The 19,769-nt window shown below is 36.2% G+C and carries 13 protein-coding genes and 1 pseudogene; 3 read left to right on the plus strand and 11 right to left on the minus strand.

Annotated elements, in window-relative coordinates:
- Window positions 1-165: 165 nt before the first annotated feature.
- Window positions 166-1,686, minus strand: coding sequence for an AMP-binding protein (locus tag ACYQ3P_RS01610; protein WP_460176210.1), 1,521 nt, complete (start codon window positions 1,684-1,686; stop codon window positions 166-168).
- 2 nt (window positions 1,687-1,688) lie between these two features.
- Window positions 1,689-3,082: pseudogene (locus ACYQ3P_RS01615) on the minus strand (OmpP1/FadL family transporter).
- A 163-nt stretch (window positions 3,083-3,245) separates the two neighbouring features.
- Between ACYQ3P_RS01615 and ACYQ3P_RS01620 the strand changes: the two are divergent.
- Complete coding sequence (locus ACYQ3P_RS01620; protein ID WP_460176211.1) at window positions 3,246-4,499, plus strand: ISNCY family transposase; 1,254 nt, start codon at window positions 3,246-3,248, stop codon at window positions 4,497-4,499.
- A gap of 601 nt (window positions 4,500-5,100) precedes the next feature.
- Here the strand turns inward: ACYQ3P_RS01620 and ACYQ3P_RS01625 are convergent.
- The 6 genes from ACYQ3P_RS01625 to hrcA form a co-directional block, all read right to left on the minus strand.
- Window positions 5,101-5,883 (minus strand): metal ABC transporter ATP-binding protein, encoded by a 783-nt coding sequence (locus ACYQ3P_RS01625; RefSeq protein WP_460176212.1) that lies wholly within the window; start codon window positions 5,881-5,883, stop codon window positions 5,101-5,103.
- Entirely contained in the window at window positions 5,873-6,799 is a 927-nt protein-coding gene (locus ACYQ3P_RS01630; RefSeq protein ID WP_460176213.1) for a metal ABC transporter substrate-binding protein, read from the minus strand. Before ACYQ3P_RS01630 ends, ACYQ3P_RS01625 begins: the two co-directional genes overlap by 11 nt.
- 478 nt (window positions 6,800-7,277) lie before the next feature.
- On the minus strand, window positions 7,278-8,378 hold the full coding sequence (gene dnaJ, locus ACYQ3P_RS01635; protein ID WP_460176214.1) for a molecular chaperone DnaJ: 1,101 nt from the start codon (window positions 8,376-8,378) through the stop codon (window positions 7,278-7,280).
- Complete coding sequence (dnaK, locus tag ACYQ3P_RS01640) at window positions 8,375-10,276, minus strand: molecular chaperone DnaK (RefSeq protein ID WP_460176215.1); 1,902 nt, start codon at window positions 10,274-10,276, stop codon at window positions 8,375-8,377. The genes dnaJ and dnaK overlap by 4 nt, the downstream gene beginning before the upstream one ends.
- Before the next feature lie 17 nt (window positions 10,277-10,293).
- On the minus strand, window positions 10,294-10,869 hold the full coding sequence (grpE, locus tag ACYQ3P_RS01645; protein ID WP_460176216.1) for a nucleotide exchange factor GrpE: 576 nt from the start codon (window positions 10,867-10,869) through the stop codon (window positions 10,294-10,296).
- Window positions 10,870-10,878: 9 nt separating this feature from the next.
- Complete coding sequence (gene hrcA / locus ACYQ3P_RS01650; RefSeq protein ID WP_460176217.1) at window positions 10,879-11,925, minus strand: heat-inducible transcriptional repressor HrcA; 1,047 nt, start codon at window positions 11,923-11,925, stop codon at window positions 10,879-10,881.
- Window positions 11,926-12,646: 721 nt separating this feature from the next.
- Here hrcA and ACYQ3P_RS01655 point away from each other — a divergent pair.
- Window positions 12,647-16,045 carry a DNA polymerase III subunit alpha gene (locus ACYQ3P_RS01655; RefSeq protein ID WP_460176218.1) on the plus strand — a complete coding sequence of 1,133 codons (3,399 nt, stop codon included), beginning with the start codon at window positions 12,647-12,649 and terminating at the stop codon, window positions 16,043-16,045.
- A complete protein-coding gene (locus ACYQ3P_RS01660) occupies window positions 16,042-17,031 on the plus strand; it encodes an acetyl-CoA carboxylase carboxyltransferase subunit alpha (protein ID WP_460176219.1) in 990 nt (329 codons plus the stop codon). Before ACYQ3P_RS01655 ends, ACYQ3P_RS01660 begins: the two co-directional genes overlap by 4 nt.
- Before the next feature lie 46 nt (window positions 17,032-17,077).
- Here the strand turns inward: ACYQ3P_RS01660 and ACYQ3P_RS01665 are convergent, their stop codons facing one another.
- The 3 genes from ACYQ3P_RS01665 to ACYQ3P_RS01675 all read right to left on the minus strand — a co-directional run bounded on the left by ACYQ3P_RS01665 (window position 17,078) and on the right by ACYQ3P_RS01675 (window position 19,508).
- Window positions 17,078-17,272: a CARDB domain-containing protein gene (locus tag ACYQ3P_RS01665; protein ID WP_460178030.1), complete on the minus strand. Its 195-nt coding sequence runs from the start codon at window positions 17,270-17,272 to the stop codon at window positions 17,078-17,080.
- Between the two features lie 231 nt (window positions 17,273-17,503).
- Window positions 17,504-18,193, minus strand: coding sequence for a hypothetical protein (locus tag ACYQ3P_RS01670; RefSeq protein WP_460176220.1), 690 nt, complete (start codon window positions 18,191-18,193; stop codon window positions 17,504-17,506).
- 169 nt (window positions 18,194-18,362) lie between these two features.
- Entirely contained in the window at window positions 18,363-19,508 is a 1,146-nt protein-coding gene (locus tag ACYQ3P_RS01675) for a metallophosphoesterase (protein ID WP_460176221.1), read from the minus strand.
- Window positions 19,509-19,769: the final 261 nt, after the last annotated feature.

Here is a 19,769-nt window from a genome sequence, read left to right on the forward strand (position 1 = left end):
GCAATGACAGAAAAAATAATCGGTGAGGCTTGCAATGACTCCCCCTCTCAGTCATTGCGAGGGCACGAAGTGCCCGAAGCAATCTCATAAAAAGAAAGTATGGCCTCAGAAATAAAATCTCTCGCAATGTCCATATATCTAAAATACAATGACAAATGTTTATAATTATTTTTTGACTCTCTCTTTTACCAACTCCGTTACTTTTCTAAAATCTATTTTTCCACTGCCCATCTTTGGAAGTTCTTCTATAACTATGAAACTCTTTGGTAGATAAATCTTAGGTAAAGTCTCTGAAAGCTGTTTCATAATTTTCTTTTCATCTACTTTTTGAGTAACAGCAACTATTATTTTTGCTCCTTTTATTTCATCAGGAATCTCAACCGCACAGCATTCAACTCCCTTTGGAAGGATTTTTTCAAGTTCATCTTCAACTTTAACGAGAGAAACCATTTCCCCACCAATTTTTACAAACCTCTTAAGCCTGCCTGCATGCCAGAGAAATCCTTCTTCATCCAAGAATCCCATGTCTCCTGTATCATAAAATCCATGTCTAATTCTTATTGCTGTTTCCTCAAAATCATCGTAGTAACCCTTCATTACACAATCGCCACTGACGAGAATTCTCCCTACTTTATTAGGTTCACATTCCTTGCCAGTATAATAGTCCTCTATCATTACCTTTAAATTTGGAAGAGGCTTACCAACACTTCCGGGTTTATTAGCATCTGGCGTATTAACAGATATAACAGGTGATGTTTCAGTGGTTCCGTATCCTTCTAAGAGAATTTTATTGTGCTTTTCCCAGAAAGCATCTCTTAAAGCTTGAGGACATTTATCAGCTCCGCTTACCATAATCCTTACACTGTCAAAATCTCCTTTTTCTGATTTCTTAAGATATCCCCACCAAAAACTTGGCGTGCCTACCATGATTGTTGGCTTTTCTTCTCTAACTATCTGACATATCTTTTGATATTCCAATGGATTAGCATAAGTAATAATTGTCATTCCATGATATATGGGCGCCCAAAGATTTATGTTCAAGTCAAATACATGAAAGTAAGGAAGATTTGCCAACATTATGTCTTGTTCACTTATCTTGACTACTTGGCTAAAGCCTTCAATATTACTAATTATGTTTTTATGGCTTAACTCTACGGCTTTAGGGTCTTTTTCACTTCCTGAGGTAAATAGGATTACTGATGTTTTTTCATCATTGCCGTCACAGTTGCAGTACCATAAGAGAAATTTAAGAGGCATGTTAGCTATTCCTGCAGCTATTAATTTATCCTTTATACCAACTCCATCAACAATATCCTCAATGAATATCATTCTATCAACAACAGGACAGTTAATTTTTTCAAGAAGTGCCCTTGAAGTTATCACTGTTTTAAAATCACACTTTCTCTGAGCATATTTGACATTATTTTCAGCGCCTGTAGAGTAATTAATCATGACAGGAATTTTACCTGCCATCAAAGTTCCTATAATTGAAAAGGCGCACCCAGCAGAGGTGGGAATCATAATTCCGATTAATTTTTCCTTAAAGTTTCTTATTTTTTTGGATAAAATGATACTTGCAATTAAAGCTTTCCTGTAAGTAACCTTCCTATCAGAGTATTTGTCAATGAAGGCTAACTTAGCAGGAAATTGCTTTGCTGTGTATATAAATTTCTCGTGCAATTGCATCTTTAAAACCTGTATACAAGTTGTAAACTTGTTATATCAACATGTCCTTTGTAATAGCCTTTTAATCCACCACGCAGTCTGTCTTCTCCCACAGGGTCTTTGTCAACATGTGATGTCTTAAAGAAAAGATGTGCATAACCAATATCAAATGATATGTTGTCTGAGAATTTATATCCTAATCCAAAGGCAATCCATATTCTGTCTGTGTCAGGAATTCTTGGTGTTCTGTGCTGTGCATCAGGAATTGGTGTTTCATCGTAAGCAATTCCTGTGCGAAGTATTAACTTTTCAGTAGGTCTATAGGACAATCCTAATGAGTATCTCATTGAGTTTTTCCAGCTTGTTGTAACCACTGTGTCTGACATTAAGGGATTATCGTATTGGATTCTCAATTCATTAAAGCTTTTCCAACCTGTCCATGTAACATCAGCCATAACTGCCCATTTTTCATTAAAGCTATGATAGAAGCTAAGAGATGCCATATCAGGCAGAGTTAGACGAGCAGTTGCGTCACTGTCTTTAAATATTGCACTTAAGGGTGGAGGAACATTTGAAAATTTTGCCCTTCCTTCTAATTTTTGTTTTACCTGAGACCTATAAGAAAAGCCTATCCTTGTGTTATCTGAAAAACTATACAAAACTCCGAAGTTAAAACCTGCTGACCAGCTATCTCCTTTTAGTTGTGCAAATCCGTCTGATAACTGAGGTACTAGTCCGGGAATCCCCCTTAAAGTTCCGATTGTGCCAAAATCTATAGCATTTGTCAATTCTGCCTTTATATACTGAATGCTTATTCCTGCCCAATGCTTAATTGATCAGTAAGCTTATAAGCAATTGTGGGATTAATATTCACTGTTTGTACAGCTGATTTTATTGCATGGTATCTTCCTACCCAGTTTTTGTCATACTCTGTCTGAAGCCCAAAGGGAACATTCAGCCCTATACCAACGCTTAACCTATCATTTACAGGATAGGAGAAATAAAAATTTGGAACAAACACTGTAACACCTGCATTTCCTCCATCATTTCCTATAAGTGGAATGCCTGTAATAGGTTGTAAAACATGGGTTGAATTCTCATTATGAAATTTTGCATGCGGGATGATTACATGCCCTCCTATTATTAGCTCAGGCTTTTTCAGTTGAGTAAGTCCAGCGGGATTATAGAATATTGTTGTTGCATCCTGAGCAGATGCTGCACCTCCTGCATAGGCATTTCCAAGTCCGCTAACACTCTGTTCAATAAGAGCGAAGCCAGCTGCATGAGCATTGCTCGTTTGCATTAAGACAAAAAAAACACCAATGAGAACAACTGCTAACCTAAACTTTTTCACCTTGCCCCTCCCAATTGTTTTATTGTGCCCCCAGAAATGATTTATTTTAACAAAAAAGATCATAATAATCAATCAGATAAAAATATTTGTGTGGTTACTATATTAAAATGTCATCTGTTTTTACTAAATTGAAATGTCACATATATGTTAACCTCCTTCTTTTAGGCAAGCAATCTAAAGGAAGGAGGTTTTATGGAGAAAAAAATACATTTTTACGGAGGAAGAGTTGAAGAGGTTTGAAGTAATGAATCAAGTCTTATCAGGCTTTTTAACCCTTAAACAAGCTCAGGAGATATTAGGGTTGAGTTACAGACAGGTTTTAAGGCTAAAGGAGAGGTTCAAGTTTCAGGGTTTTGAGGGACTTTTAAGGAAAATACCTGAGCCACCCACAGCCCTAAAGATTGACTCTTCCGTCAAGGATGAGATCATAAGCTTGAGAAAGTCTTTGTACTGGGATTTCAACATACTTCACTTTAAGGATAAACTTAAGGATGTTCATGACATTAACTTAAGCTATGAAAGTATAAGAAAGATATTGATACAGGAAGGGTTACATGAACCTAAGAAGAAAAGAAAAGTATACCGAAGGAGAAGGAGGATGCCTAAGGCAGGAATGCTTGTGCAGATGGATTCATCTCAACATAGGTGGATTGAAGGTATTGGGCAGCAATGGTGGCTTGTAGCAATGATAGATGATGCAGATGGATTTGTGTATGCTGAATTTCATCCATCTGAGACAGTATGGGCAAATATGTCAGTAATAAGAGCATATATAGAGCAAAGAGGTGTCTTTATGGCTTTATACACTGATAAAGCCTCTCACTTTAGGACAACAAGGCATGGAGGGCTTCACTATCATGTTGAAGTACAACATAAAGAAACCCAGATTGCAAGAGCATTAAATGAATTGGGGATTAAACTAATCAATGCAAATACTCCGCAGGCAAAAGGAAGAGTTGAACGTAAGTTTAGATTTTTTCAGGACAGGCTTATTAAGGAGATGAGATTAAGTGGTATAAGGGATTATGATGAGGCTAACAAGTTTCTCAAAGAGGAATTTCTTACATGGAGTAACAGTAGATACACTCTTTCTGTAGAGAGTCTTTATATGCCTGTGGCTAAAGAAAAAGACCTTGACCTTGTCTTTTCAATAAAACATCCAAGAAAAGTGAACAAAGACAACACATTAAGATACTGTGGAGGAGTTTATCAGATACTTCCTGTAAAGGGAATTAAGAGCCTTGCAGGCAAATGGGTAGATGTTTGTGAACTTAGAGACGGTAGAATGGAGATATTATGGGAAGGCAAACGTATAGGATATTCAGAAATAAAAGGATTAGATAAGACAGAAAAAGAGAGACTTAAAGAGAAAGAAGAGATTTTAAATCTCAGGACTTATATAGAGGAACAGAGAGAGCAGAAGGAAAAGAAGAAATATAAACCTGCAGCTAATCACCCTTGGAGGAGAAGCTTAAAATAAAATGTGACATTTTAATGTAGTAATAAAGTGTGACTTGACTTTAGTAATAACATCAGATAAAAATATTTGTCATTACAACATTTTTTAAAAATTAATTAAGCAATTTTTTATATGACCTTTTTAACCTGTTATTGCGAGTCTCTCCGAATGTGAGAGATGGGAACTACCTTACTGAAACGAGAAAGAAGAGATTGTGTCGCTTACTGACGCGTCCTCGCAATGACTTTTCATTCTCCGTCATTACTACTCCGAGCGAAGAGAGTAGGAAGCAATCTCGCCGTCATAGTGCCATAGAGCGACAGTGATACAGAGCGACAGTGTGGCAATTTCAGAGATTGCTTCGGCATCCTTACGGATGCCTCGCAATGACGGTGAAGCGTGTCCCTGCGAGCCACTGCTTCACACTGTCACTGCGAGCCACTCAATGTGGCGAAGCAGTCTCTGATATTCGTAAAAAGTGAAAAGTAAGACTTAAAAGGCAAAAGACGGGATTGCCACGCCTCACCTTCGGTGAGGCTCGCAATGACGGAAAAAAATAATCGGCTGGCTCGCAATGACTGAAAAAATATTTATTCAAATGGATATAGCAAATTTTAAATTTCTATCGCTGTTTTTCGGTTAATTTTTTACTATGAGCGAAAATGTTGTACTCTGGATATAACATGTGCATATATTCATCCTTTAGGATTTTTTGAGGCTCGCCGAAGCATACCATTTTTTTGTTTAGGCAAAGAAGGCATTTAGACTCATGGGCAAATGTTGCGATATCATGGGTGACAACTAAAATTGTCATCTGAAAATCTCTATTCAAAAGCTCAAGAATGTCCAATAAATCATCCCTTGAATTAGGGTCTATGCCTGTTGTAGGTTCATCCAGAATTAAAATCTTTGGCTTTGGAGATACTGCCCTCGCAAGAAAAGCCTTTTGTCTTTCGCCTCCAGAAAGTTCTCTTAAAGGTTTTTTTCTTAAATGAGATATCTTAAAAACATCCATTGCCCATTCAATATCATCTTTTTTGCCTTTTTGGACACTTATTTTGACAAGCTCTTCTACGGTGATTGGCATTTCAAAGATGCTTTGAGATATTCTTTGGGGAAGATATCCAATAGGCTCATATTTGAGATACTCTTCAGGTCTTTTACCGTAAATAAGCACCTCTCCTTTTGTGGGTTTAATTATTCCAAGAATTAATCTGAGCAGAGTGGTTTTACCAGCTCCATTTGGTCCAACTATTCCAAGATAACAGCCTTCGTTTATATTGAGGTTAATATTCTCAAGAATTGTAATCCCATTGACTGAATAGCTAACATTGGAGAGAGTAATTAAATATTGCGTTTTAAATCTTAATTTTAAAGTTTGGGTATCCATCAATTCAGTGTTCAATGCTCATTTTTTTGCATTGTAATGCAATGGATAATAGATTTAGATTGGATTTCATGACTTCTATGTAATCGCTATTTGATTTTGTATGATACGTATTAAAATTTAAAATTTTTGCCTTTGTCTCTTCTGAAAGCGCTCTTGCAAGTTTTTCTCCTTCAGGTTCTGAAATTATGTATTCTATGGATTTGTTTTTCATCAATTCTTTGATCCTTTTAATATGTTTAGGTGAAGGTTCTTGTTCAGGCTCATGAACAATAAAGTATGCATTAAAGCCATATCTTGCTGATAGGTAATTTAAAAACTCATGTGTTGAAACAATATCTCGCAGTTTACATCCAGAGAGAGTTTCTCTGTATACTTGCTCCATTTCTTTTAATTTCTGCTCATAGGATAAAAAATTTTTATCAATAATATCCTTGTTTTGAGGAGAAATTTCAATTGCCTTTTCTTTTATGATTTTTAAAATTTCTTTAGCAAAGATTGGGTCTAACCAGATATGAGGGTCTATTTCATCGCTGGCAGAGTATTTTTTTAATGGCAAACTGTCCTGTATTCTAACTACTTTAACACCTTTCTGAATAAGGTCTTCTCTAATTTTATCAATCCATCTATCTACATCAGTATTGCCAAGATAGATAACCATTGTTGCATTGTGTAATTTCTGAATGTCCTTTAATGAAGGCTCAAATTCATGAGGGTCAATACCTGCAGGGATAATTGACTCTACTTCAGCATTAGGTAAAATCTGTTTTGTAAAATGCTCAAGGGCAAAAAGGCTTGTGTAAATTTTGAGAGATGTTTCTTGTTTTTCTGTTTTTTTTGCACAGGAAAATAAAAGGGTGAACAATAAAAGGGTGCAAAGAGTAAGTGCTAAGGGATGATAATTTTTTTTAAGGAAAAGGATTTTAAAATTCATATCTCCCCCTTTCATATAATAAAAAAATAATAAAAAAAGAGTTCACATTGACTTGCTTCGCAAGTTTCGTGACGAGAGAAATTTACAACTGTGAATCTTCGAAGGAGCGAAGCATTCCTTAAAATTCTTTAAGAAGTAAGACTTAAAAGGCAAATGATTAGATTGCCACGCCTGCCTGTCGGCAGGCTCGCAATGACAGAAAAAATAATCGGTGAGGATAGCAATGACAGAAAAAATAAAAAGGCAGTCCTGCAATGTTCCTCTCTTCGTCATTGCGAGGGTGTCTGAGCACCCGAAGCAATCTCGTTTTTTTCTTCCATTAGGAACGGGATTGATTCGGAATCCTAACGGATACATCGCAATGACAGAAAAATAAGTAGTTGCGAGGGGCTTTAGTCCCAACACGATATCAAAAGAGTTTGCTTCACTATATTCGCAATAACAGCCTGCAAAAGTTTTCATATAAAAATCGCTTAATCTACATTGAGAATATATCTTTGAGCTTATCCTTAAATCCTTTTGAACTTTTCTTGATTTCCTCGCCAGATACTCGGGCAAATTCTTCAAGAAGCTCTCTCTGTCTTTCATTGAGTTTTTTGGGAACATCAATATAAACAGTCACAATTTGGTCACCCCTGTGTGTTGCTCCAACTCTTGGCAAACCTTTTCCCTTAAGTTTAAATGTTGCTCCTGATGGAGTTCCAGCTGGGATTGTTATTTTTTCTTTGCCATTTAATGTTGGCACTTCTATCTCACCACCGAATACAGCTTTGACAAAGGATATTGGCATCTTGTAGTGAATATTTGTTCCTTCCCTTTTGAATAATTCGTGTTCTTTGACTTCAATGTAAATATAAAGGTCACCTCTTGGTCCGCCAAACTCGCCAAGTTCTCCTTCGCCTGTTACTTTTAATTTTGTTCCTGTATCAACACCGGGTGGTATTTTTACAATTAAAGAATGTTCAACTTTTACTTTACCCAATCCTTCGCATTCAGGACAGGGGTCTTTTATAATTTTTCCTTTGCCACCGCATTTATTACAACTCTTTGATACTGAAAAAAATCCTTGTGTATATCTAATATATCCAGTGCCTCCACAGGTTGGGCATATAATAGGTGAGGTTCCAGGCTTTAATCCTCTTCCATTGCAGTATTTACATTCTTCCCACCGCTTGTATTTGATCTCTTTCTCCACACCAAATGCGGCATCTTCAAGGGTGATTTTAATGTCATATCTTAAATCAGCTCCTCGTGTGGGTCTATCTTTTTTAAATCCAAAAGCTCCAAAGAAGTCTTCAAATATGTCCTCAAATATGTCTGTAAATGTTGTGTTATAAGTTTGATAGCCAAATCCTCCATTGGGACCTTCTGGAGTTCCGTATCTGTCAAAATTTGCTCTTTTTACAGGGTCTGACAGGCATGCATAGGCTTCATTAATTTCTTTGAATTTTTCCTCTGCTTCTTTATCTCCGGGATTTAAGTCAGGATGATATTTTTTAGCAAGGCGCCGGAACGCCTTTTTGATCTCCTCTTGAGAGGCGTCCCGGCTAACTCCTAAGATGCTGTAGTAGTCTTTCATTTATTATCCTTATCCTCTACCTCAGCTTCTATGACATCGTCTTCTTTTTTGCTCTGTGATGCTCCAGATGTTCCTGCACCAGCTGATGCTCCAGCTTTCTTGTAAAGTTCTTCAGCAATTCTGTGAGATGTCCTTGCCAACTCATCAATTGCAGCTCTTATTTCGTTGACATCGTTGCTTGTATCCTTTATCTTTCTGCATTTTTCAATAGCTTCCTCAATTCTCTTTTTCTCATCTTCTGGAACTTTATCTCCCATATCTCTTAAAGTTTTTTCAACTGTGTAAATCATGTTGTCAGCATCGTTTCTTGCCTCTGCAAGTTGTTTTTTGCGTCTGTCTTCTTCTGCATGGGCTTCAGCTTCCCTTATCATTTTCTTAATCTCTTCCTCTGTAAGTCCGCTTGATGCAGTTATTTTTATTGATTGTTCTTTACCTGTAGCAAGGTCTTTTGCAGAGACATGAAGTATTCCATTAGCATCTATGTCAAAAGTCACCTCTATCTGCGGAACACCTCTTGGTGCTGGTGGAATTCCTGTAAGTTCAAACACACCAAGTAGTTTGTTGTCAGCAGCCATTTCTCTTTCACCCTGATAGACTTTTATTGTAACAGCTGTCTGATTATCTGCAGCGGTTGTAAATATCTGGGACTTTTTAGTTGGTATTGTGGTATTTCTTTCAATAATTTTTGTAAATACACCACCAAGTGTTTCAATTCCAAGAGAAAGAGGTGTTACATCAAGAAGAAGAACTTCTTTTACTTCTCCCTTAATAATTGCTGCTTGAATTGCTGCACCCACTGCAACAACTTCATCAGGATTAACTCCTTTGTGAGGGTCTTTTCCAAAATACTCTTTAACGACTTGCTGAACTCTTGGAGTTCTTGTCTGTCCGCCGACTAAAACCACCTCATCTATATCTTTTTGAGAAAGACCTGCATCTGATAGTGCTCTTTTACATGGTTCAAGAGTTCTTTCAACCAAGTCTTCAACAAGCTGTTCAAACTTAGCTCTTGAAAGCTTCATAAGTAGATGTTTTGGTCCTGAAGCATCAGCAGTTATAAAGGGAAGATTTATCTCAGTTTCCATTGCAGAGCTGAGTTCAATTTTAGCCTTTTCAGCAGCCTCTTTAAGTCTTTGAAGAGCCATCCTGTCCTTTCTTAAATCAATTCCCTCCTGCTTTTTGAATTCATCTATAAGCCAATCCATTATTTTTTGGTCAAAATCATCACCACCAAGATAGGTATCTCCATTAGTTGCCTTGACTTCAATAACTCCTTCTCCTATCTCAAGTATTGATATATCAAATGTTCCACCGCCGAGGTCATACACTGCGATTTTTTCCTCTTTTTTCTTATCAAGTCCATAAGCTAAGGCTGCTGCTGTAGGCTCGTTTATAATTCTCAAAACATTTAGCCCTGCAATTCTACCAGCATCCTTTGTTGCCTGTCTTTGACTATCATCAAAGTAAGCAGGAACAGTGATAACAGCCTCTGTTACAGGCTCTCCAAGATAGTCTTCAGCTGCCTGTTTTAGTTTTTGAAGGATCATTGCAGATATTTCTGGTGGAGAATATCTTTTTCCCATTATCTCTACATGGGCATCTCCATTTGGTGCTTCAACTATTTTGTATGGAAGTTTCTTTTTAGCCTCCTGAACCTCTGGAGAGTTGTATTTTCTACCCATAAGTCTTTTTATTGAAAATATAGTATTTTCAGGGTTTGTTATTGCCTGTCTTTTTGCAATCTGACCAACAAGTCTCTCTCCTTTGTCAGTAAAGGCAACAACAGATGGCGTTGTTCTTTGCCCTTCTTGATTTGGAATTACAACAGGCTCACCGCCTATAACAACAGCAACAACAGAGTTCGTTGTACCGAGGTCTATTCCTATTGCCTTACCCATAATTAAGCCTCCTTTTTTTAATTTTCAGCACCCGATGGGTGCGATGAACCCTCTTCTGAGGGTTTAGGTTTTTTAGAGACTACCACAAGGGGTTCTCTAAGAAGTTTATCTTTATAAGTATAACCTTTTCTTAGTTCATCAACAACAATATTCTCATCCATTTCATCAGTCTCTAATGTGCTTATTGCATGATGAACCTCTGGATTAAAGCCTTGCCCAATTGTTTCAATTGGCTTGACGCCGTATTTTTCAAGAATTCTAAAAAATTCTTTTAAGGTATTCTCTATACCTGCCTTCATGCTCTCAACATATTTTGAACTATCCACCCCAGAGGCATGTTTTATAGCAAGTTCAAAGTTATCAATAATCGGTAAAAGGTCTTTGATAATTTTTTCATGCGCATAGTTTGTAAGCTCTTCCCGTTCTTTTTGAACCATTTTTTTGTAGTTTTCAAACTCAGCATAAAGCCTCAAGTATTTCTCCTTCATTTCAGCAAGTTCCATTTGAAGCTCTTCTGCTACATCTCTTGGTTTGTCTTCTAATGCTGCACCTTCATATTTTAACTGTTCAACTTCTTTATTTATATCTTCCATATCTGCCTCCTATTCAGATAATGTATTAGTTAAGGATTTTGCCAGAGCATTTACAAGCATTATAGCTTTTTGATAGTTCATTCTTTTTGGTCCGACAAGAGCAATCACTCCTAAAGATATATCCCTTTCTTTGTAGGGCGAAGCTATAATGCTTAAACTCCTAAATTCTTCAATTGGATTTTCTTCGCCAATTATAATTTTTAAATCATCTTCTTCAGAAACATTCTCAAAAAGCTTTATTAAAAGATGCTTGTCCTGAATTGTTCTTGCAATTTCTCTAAGTCTGTTAATATCCGAAAAATCAGGAAGATGCATTATGTGGTAAAATCCAGATATAAAAACATCTTCCCTTGAAAAGTAAAGAGCTTCATTGCACATTTTTAAAATTTTTGAAATAATCTTATCCCAAAAAATCTTCTCTTGTTTAAGCCTAATAAATAAATCAGCTCGGATTTCATCAATAGTTTTACCCTGATAATTCGTGTTTACAAATTCAGCCAATCGGTTCAAATCTTGCTGAGTAATTTCAGGATATGCTTTTATATATTTGTTTTTCACAATGCCTTTATCGTTTACAATTACGGCTATAACAATATCGTCTTTAAACTTTATAAAATCAACCCTGTACAATGCTGTTTTGTCAGTTTCAGGTAAAAGAACAAGCCCAAGATATTTGGTAATCTGAGACAGGCTTTGAGTAGCCTCAAGGAAAAGAGAGTTCATGTCGTTTCTAAGCTTTTTAAGCCTTTTTGTCAGTTCTTCAATATACTTTCTTATTTCTCCCGATTGGGAAGTCAATGCTTCTTCTAATATATAATTCACATAAAACCTATAGGCTTTATCTGTAGGTATTCTTCCAGCAGATGTGTGAGGTTGATAAAGAAAACCCTCGTCTTCTAAATCAGCCATAATATTCCTTATTGTAGCAGAGCATACATTGAATCCGTATCTTTTCATGATGTATCTGGAACCTACTGGTTCAGGTTTTTCAATGTAGGATTCTACTACTGCCCTTAATACTTTTCTTGCTCTGTCGTCCATTGTTATTCTTTCCATTTTAGCACTCCCTATTGCTAAGTGCTAACATTTAAAATTATCATGAAATAGCTCTTAAAGTCAATTATATCTGAATTTTAACCTAAATTGAGCGATTTTTTATAGAAGACCTGAGTTAGCCTGTTGTTGCAAGGCATTCTTGATTTTTGTTCTTGCGAGGACTTTCTTCTCTGCCATTGCAATGAGCGAGACCCTTTAGCCTATCATTGCGGGATATCTCTTTATCGTCTTTGCGAGGTCTTTCCTTCATCGTCATTACGAGGATTCTCCTTCCAAGTCAATGCGAAGGATGAAGTCCCGAAGCAATCTTGTCGCTTATTCTCCAATAAAGAAGAGGATTCGTCTTAATAGGAAATAATCTATAACCAAAACAATACAAAATCCATCATTCACAATTCACTATTAACTAACAACCAATCAGAGACTGCTTCGCCTCCTTCGGAGGCTCGCAGTGACGGTGTGGGTAATTGCCACGCTATCGCCGCAACAAGAGGCTCGCAGTGACACACTACTCCGTCATTGCGAGGCATCCGTTAGGATGCCGAAGCAATCTCTGAAATCTCCATTTTTTTGCTCGCAACAAGAGGCTCGCAGTGACGATGTGTTGGATTACTTCGGTTCGCTCGCAACAAGTAAGCTCGCAATGCCGCGTGTCAATATCTTTTTTTGGGATTTATCTCAAATTTGACTTGTCCAAACTTAAAAGTTTAACATTAATAGTATGAGCACGCCTGAGTTTGTTCATCTACATCTTCATACTGAGTACAGCCTTCTGGACGGAGCTATTAGAATTAATGAGTTGATTTCTCAAGCAAAAGCTTATGGAATGTCTGCGGTTGCTATAACTGATCATGGAAATCTTTTCGGTGCTGTTGAATTTTTCAAAAAAGCCACAAAAGCCGGCATAAAACCAATAATTGGTTGTGAAGTATATATTGCTCCAAAAAGTCGATTTGAGAAGACAAAAATTAATAAAGATCCAGTCATGCCTGAGGAAGCATCCTTTCACCTTACACTTCTTGCTGAAAATGAAGATGGTTACAAAAATCTAACAAGACTTGTAACTCGTTCTTATACTGAAGGTTTTTATTATAAGCCAAGAATTGATATGGAACTTTTAAGTCAACACAGCAAAGGACTTATTGCTTTATCTGGATGTCTCAAAGGTGAAATTCCTTACAGTATAGTTCATGAAAAGATTGAAAGGGCATACAATACAGCAAAGCAGTTAAAAGACATTTTTGAAGAAAACTTTTATCTTGAGATTCAGCCAAATAGCATTCCTGAACAGGCTATAGCAAACAAGGGATTGATTGAGATTTCAAAAAAATTTGATATTCCAGTTGTTGCAACAAATGACTGTCATTATCTGCATAGAACAGATGCTAAGGCTCATGAAATTTTGCTTTGCATTCAAACAGGCAAAACTATAAAGGAAGAAAAGAGACTTAAGTTTCAGGTAGACGAGTTTTATTTTAAATCGCCTGAAGAGATGTATTCTGCCTTTTCAGAAATCCCAGAGGCTTTAAAAAATACTCTATTTATTGCTGAGAAATGTAACTTTACTTTTAACCTTAATGGTTATAAAATGCCCGTATATCAGGTTCCTGAAGGCTATACTGATGAGCAGTATTTAAGAGAGCTTGCATTTAAAGGGCTTAATGAGAGATTTAGAGGCAATCCTCCTGATGAGTATCTGAAAAGACTTGAAATGGAGCTTGATGTTATAACAAAGATGGGCTTTTCATCATATTTCCTTATTGTGTGGGATTTTATAAATTATGCCAGAAGCAAAAACATCCCGGTAGGACCGGGAAGAGGCTCTGCTGCAGGAAGCCTTGTTGCATATGCATTGAAAATTACAGATATTGACCCAATAAAATACGGCCTACTTTTTGAAAGATTTTTAAATCCAGAAAGAATAAGCATGCCAGATATAGATGTTGATTTTTGCAAAGACCGTCGTGAGGAAGTAATTCAATATGTATCTGATAAATATGGAAAGGACAGGGTTGCTCATATTATAACTTTTGGAACTATGGCATCAAGAGCTGTTGTAAGGGATGTTGGAAGAGCCTTGAATATTCCTTACGCAGATGTTGACAAGATTGCTAAGATGATTCCCTTTGCCTGTCCTTCACTTAATTCAGCCCTTGAGTTAGAGCCCAGATTGAAAACTTTGTATAACAATGATGCAAAGGTCAAAGAACTTATAGACATAGCTTTAAGACTTGAAGGGCTTGCAAGGCATGCATCACAGCATGCAGCTGGAGTAGTAATATCTCCTATCCCCCTTGAAGACCTTACTCCGCTTTACAAAAATCCCGGCGAAGAAATAATAATTACGCAGTTTGATATGAAATCTCTTGAGGATGTCGGCCTTGTCAAATTTGATTTCCTTGGGCTTAAGACACTTACGGTAATTGACAATACAATCAAATACGCTCTTCAACAAGGAAAACATATTGATATCCAAAATATTCCGCTTGATGATAAAGAAACATACAAACTTCTCTCAGATGGCGAAACAATCGGAGTATTCCAGCTTGAAAGTAGAGGTATGAGAGAACTGCTCCAGAGACTTCAGCCAGAGAGATTTGAAGACCTTATAGCAGTCGTTGCTCTTTACAGACCGGGTCCACTTGGCTCAGGAATGGTGGATGATTTTATAAAAAGGAAAAAGGGGTTGGTTCCAGTAGAGTATGACCTTCCGGAACTTCAAGACATTTTAAATGAAACATATGGCGTTATTCTATATCAAGAGCAGGTAATGAAGATAGCTAATAAAATTGCAGGATTTAGCATGGGACAGGCAGATGTTCTCAGAAAAGCTATGGGTAAAAAGATTCCCGAGCTAATGGCGAGCTTAAAGGAAGATTTTGTAGAGGGAGCAGTAAAGAATGGCGTGTCCCGTGAAAAGGCAGAATCCCTTTTTAATTTAATGGCAGCCTTTGGTGAGTATGGCTTTAATAAATCCCATTCTGCAGCCTATGCCTATCTCTCATACATTACTGCCTATTTAAAAGTTCATTATCCTGTAGAATTTTTTGCCGCAAACCTCTCAAATGAAATGGGAGATACAAACAAGCTCGTTAAGTTTATCAATGAATGCAAGCAATGGGGCATTGAAATAAAAGGTCCTGATATAAACGAATCTGATAGAGCGTTCATTGTTAGTGAAAATTCAATACGATTCGGACTTGAGGCTGTTAAGGGAGTTGGTGGCTCAGCTCTTGAGAGTATTCTTAAGGAGAGAAAAAAGGGCAAGTTTAAATCCATGACAGATTTTCTTTCCAGAGTTGATACCAGAAAGGTAAATAAAAAAGTCATTGAGTCATTAATTAGGGCAGGAGCATTTGATTCTCTTTATTCTGCATATCTGCCTCATAAAGCAAGGGCTTTAGCAATGCATGAGCTTGTAACTTTTAAAGGTGGCTCAACAGCAGCGCTATTTTTTGATTCGGAGAATGTAAAAGAATGGGATCACTCAACGCTTTTGAACGAAGAAAAAAACTCACTTGGATTTTATCTTAGCGGTCATCCTCTAAAACCCCTAAGACCTGCTTTAAATAAAAAAGGCATATCAACCATAGCAGATATATTTGATACAGCTGAGGATGAATTTATTGAAGGAACTGATGAATCGCAAGAAGTAAACATTGCTGGGATTGTTGAAGAGGTTAAGAGCAAGGCAAAAGAAAAAGGTGTCACAGGTTATATTACAATAGAAGATGAAACTGGAAGAATGGAGGTTGTTATCTATCCTGAACTTTTCAAAAAATGCAGTGATATTTTAAAAGAGACAAAAACAATTCTCATCAAAGGTGTTGTCTTTAAGTCATCAGATACAACAAAGTTTCTTGCAAGAGAAATAGATGACCTTAATGATTTAAAGATAAAGTATGAAGTTATTGTTGACTGCTCAGATGAGGAAAAAGCCTACAATACATTAAAAGAAATAAAAAAATGTCTTAGTCAGAAAAGAAACGGGGAGGGGTCTGTGTATATCTGTTTGGATTTTTCAGATTATAATGTTACAATTCTTACACCATTTGAGCCCTGTTTAGATTTTGATATGAAAATTAAAAGAATTCAAAACTGTCAACTGAGAGTATCATGACATTCTATCTTGATTTTGAAAAACCAATACAAGAACTTGAAACAAAGATTGAGGAGTTAAAAAAACTTTCCGATGACAGTGATATTAATCTATCGCAAGAAATAAAAAGACTTAACAAAAGGCTTAAGGAATTAAGGGCTGAAATATTTTCAAATCTAACTCCATGGCAAAAGACTCAACTTGCAAGACACCCCGAGAGACCATATACCCTTGATTACATCTCAATGATAGCTGATGACTTTATAGAGCTTCATGGTGACAGGAGATTTAGAGATGATTATGCAATTGTTGCAGGTATTGGAAAAATTGAGAATCAGCGAGTGGCAATTATTGGTCATCAGAAGGGAAGAACAATAAAGGAGAGAATACAACGCAATTTTGGTCAAGCCCATCCAGAGGGATACAGAAAAGCTTTAAGAGTAATGAAAATCGCAGAGAAATTCTCAATTCCTATAATTTCAATGATTGACACTCCGGGAGCTTATCCGGGTATTGGAGCAGAAGAAAGGGGACAGGCAGAGGCAATAGCAACAAATCTTATGGAAATGTCTCTTATTAAGACGCCAATAATTGCTACAGTTATAGGCGAAGGAGGAAGCGGAGGAGCATTGGCGTTGAGTGTGGCTGACAGAATATTTATGCTTGAACATTCCATATATTCAGTAATCTCGCCTGAGGGCTGTGCTGCAATTCTTTGGAAAAAAGATGGAGATATAGGAATAGATGACTATGCTCGAGCTGCAGATACTTTAAAACTGACTGCACAGGACCTTAAAAACTTTGAAATTATTGACGATATTATTCCAGAGCCTCTTGGAGGGGCTCATAGAGACCCACAGGAAATAGCAAAGAGAATAAAAAATAAGATACTTACAACAATAGAAGAACTAAAAGAAATGAATGTAGATGAACTGCTCAAAAAAAGATATGAAAAATTCAGAAGAATAGGAAATTTCTGGAATTCAACATCTCAGAGAAAAAGATAAATTCAAAACCAAGGTGAAGATAATGACACCTTCACCTTGTTAATTTTTAATAATGGGTTTTAAATAAGATATCAGTAATCATGTTATTTGACTCTTCCAATTCAGCTATTTCATTCTCTGAGTCGGCAGTTATTCTAAACCAGCAATTAGATTTGGGTGCAAATGAATTATCAACAAAAATTGATATTGTTATGTATCCTCCTGCCTGAAGATTTTCTAGTTCAATAATTCCATTTATAATTTCGCCTTTTTTATGCTACGCCATTTACCATCATTGCCATAATAACCAACCTCATAAGTTGTTGGCTTTAGTTTGCTTCCCTTTTCTGGATAATAATCTTTTTCAAAATCCCATCTTCTCTCTATCTTTGTTTTAAACTTTGCTACATTGCCATGTCCTTTGTTTAAAATGTTAAATCTTAAATGTGCTTCATCATAAATTACTGCTTGTTCATTCTCTTGCTTAGAAATTTTAGGATAAATTTCGACTCTTTCTTATTGACAAGTCTGGGAGTTTTGATATAACTTGAGATGCTTTTTTTGAACTATCCTTTGCTTTTTCCAGATTTACATCTGAAATTTCAATTCTTCTTGGCTGAAAACTTTTTGCAAAATCTCCAGATGGAAAACAACCTTTTCTCAAATATTCTGGGTCATCATTAATTGTTAGAGCATATCCATTAACATCAAGGGTTGCAAATATTCTAAATTCTCTACTGTCATTTAGAGGATTTTGTCTTGGTACCCAGCCTCCAACATATTTGAATCCTCTCTCTATGTCATTCTCATTAACAGTAAAGCCTATAACTTGAAATCCTGAATAAGTATAAGGTGTAAAGGCTGGAGTAGGACCTGTGTATTCCAAAACATTGGTTTCTGTCTCTGAATACTTGATACCAATTAATCGTAGGGACATTCTTTTTCCCCAAGCATGTGTTAGTTTTCCTGAAGGACCCTCAAAGGCGCAATTACAACGTCCTCGACCTGCTGGTGAATAGGTTTGTTTTGTAAATTTGACTTTTACACCAACAGTTATTGCCGTGTTTGTATTAAAATCTGCTGGTAAAATAAGTATATCCTCAACCTGTGCACAGTAGAAAGTTTTAAAAGTAATCTGAGGCGCATTAGGTTTAATCTGTTGAGCTAGAGAAATTTCAGCCAAGACAAACACACAAAAAATCAACAAAAAAAAAAATAATATAAACGCTCTTTTTTTCATGTCCCTTCTCCTTGGTATTTTATGCTCATTTTACTCTAAATAATTATAAATGTCAAGTCATCATTACTCTTCAGAATTTTATGTTAAATGAAAAAGTCGAAAGAAGATGGAATTAGTTATGAACTTTTTTTATTTCAATTAGTGTAATCTCTGGTGGTGCAAAAATTCTAATAGGAGGTCCCCAAGTGCCTGTTCCGTTACTTGTATGAAGATAGCCTCCAGATGGTAGTTTTATTAGACCTGAATCATTTAAATAATAAATCTTTGTAATTAAACTGAATGGGAAAAATTGACCTTTATGTGTATGTCCTGAAAGTTGTAAATCAAAGTATCTCTGGGTTTCATCATTAATAAATGGTCTGTGACGCAAGAATAGATTGAAAGCATTGCTCTTACTTAGATTTTTAATTAAAAATGCTTCTCTTTTTAATGCTTCATCAGTTTTTATAAGATTTACAGCTTCGTCATCTACTCCTATGATATTTAAATTTAACTCTGGGATGTAAACACTATCCTGTCTTAAAATTTTAAAGCCTGACATTTCTGTGAATTTTAAAGATCTTTGAAGTCCTGCATATACCTCATGATTTCCCAAAATTGCATATTTGCCGAATGGAATATCTATTTTTTTAAAGATATGGGTGAGATTTTCTATTTTATCAAGTTGTCCATCTACAAGGTCGCCTGTAGATATTAAAAGGTCTGGTTTTAATTTTTTAATATTTTCAACAACTTTGAGTAACCTTTTTTCACTAATAATTAAACCAAGATGAAGGTCAGATATTTGGGCAATCTTTAAATCTTGCCTAATTTTTGAGGATGTTATTTGAATTTTCTTAACTTTAATGTTCGTTGCTTCAAAATAACCGTAAATTACAAGCATCATTGCTAAAATTACAGAAATAAAGAAAAAGGCTTTGGAAGAAATTTTTAATTTCGCAATATCAAGAGATAAAAGTTTTTCCATAGACTTAAGAATAAATGAAAAAATATCAAGGGTTAATGAAAAAAAGAAAAATAATGCTATGAAGCCCATCCAAATATATCCAAGCCATGCGAGTTTTTCTGCTAAGAAATGATAACTATTTCTCTCAAATATTCTTATCAAGAAAGGAGATAGCCACATTACAAAAAGGAAGAATGTTATAGGAATGAGATATTGCGCACTGTTTATGGAGGTAAATTTTTTAAGTTTAAGAAAAAAATATAGATGAACAAAACCATATAGGCTAAAAAATGTGATGATAAAGAGTGTCATTTTATTTATTATTATAATATTTTTGAGTTATCCAAAAATAGAGATAGACTACAACACTGCGAGCCTGCCGATTATTTTTATCCGTCATTGCGAGCCTGCCGACAGGCAGGCGTGGCAATCTCATTCCTTTATGTCCCTTCCAGTCATTGCGAGGCATCCGTAGGGATGCCGATGCAATCTCTGAAATTGACACGCTATCGCTCTGTAGCACTGTCGCTCTATGGCACTATGACGACGAGATTGCTTCGGGTGCTGGCGCAC

This window comes from Thermodesulfovibrio hydrogeniphilus (genome assembly GCF_054657355.1).

Excerpts from the sequence above, each read along its gene's own strand:
- ACYQ3P_RS01655 (WP_460176218.1), top strand. The coding sequence starts at position 12,647 with ATGAGCACGCCTGAGTTTGTTCATCTACATCTTCATACTGAGTACAGC.
- hrcA (WP_460176217.1), bottom strand. The coding sequence starts at position 11,925 with ATGGAAAGAATAACAATGGACGACAGAGCAAGAAAAGTATTAAGGGCA.
- dnaJ (WP_460176214.1), bottom strand. The coding sequence starts at position 8,378 with ATGAAAGACTACTACAGCATCTTAGGAGTTAGCCGGGACGCCTCTCAA.
- ACYQ3P_RS01610 (WP_460176210.1), bottom strand. The coding sequence starts at position 1,686 with ATGCAATTGCACGAGAAATTTATATACACAGCAAAGCAATTTCCTGCT.
- dnaK (WP_460176215.1), bottom strand. The coding sequence starts at position 10,276 with ATGGGTAAGGCAATAGGAATAGACCTCGGTACAACGAACTCTGTTGTT.
- ACYQ3P_RS01630 (WP_460176213.1), bottom strand. The coding sequence starts at position 6,799 with ATGAATTTTAAAATCCTTTTCCTTAAAAAAAATTATCATCCCTTAGCA.
- ACYQ3P_RS01660 (WP_460176219.1), top strand. The coding sequence starts at position 16,042 with ATGACATTCTATCTTGATTTTGAAAAACCAATACAAGAACTTGAAACA.
- ACYQ3P_RS01675 (WP_460176221.1), bottom strand. The coding sequence starts at position 19,508 with ATGACACTCTTTATCATCACATTTTTTAGCCTATATGGTTTTGTTCAT.
- grpE (WP_460176216.1), bottom strand. The coding sequence starts at position 10,869 with ATGGAAGATATAAATAAAGAAGTTGAACAGTTAAAATATGAAGGTGCA.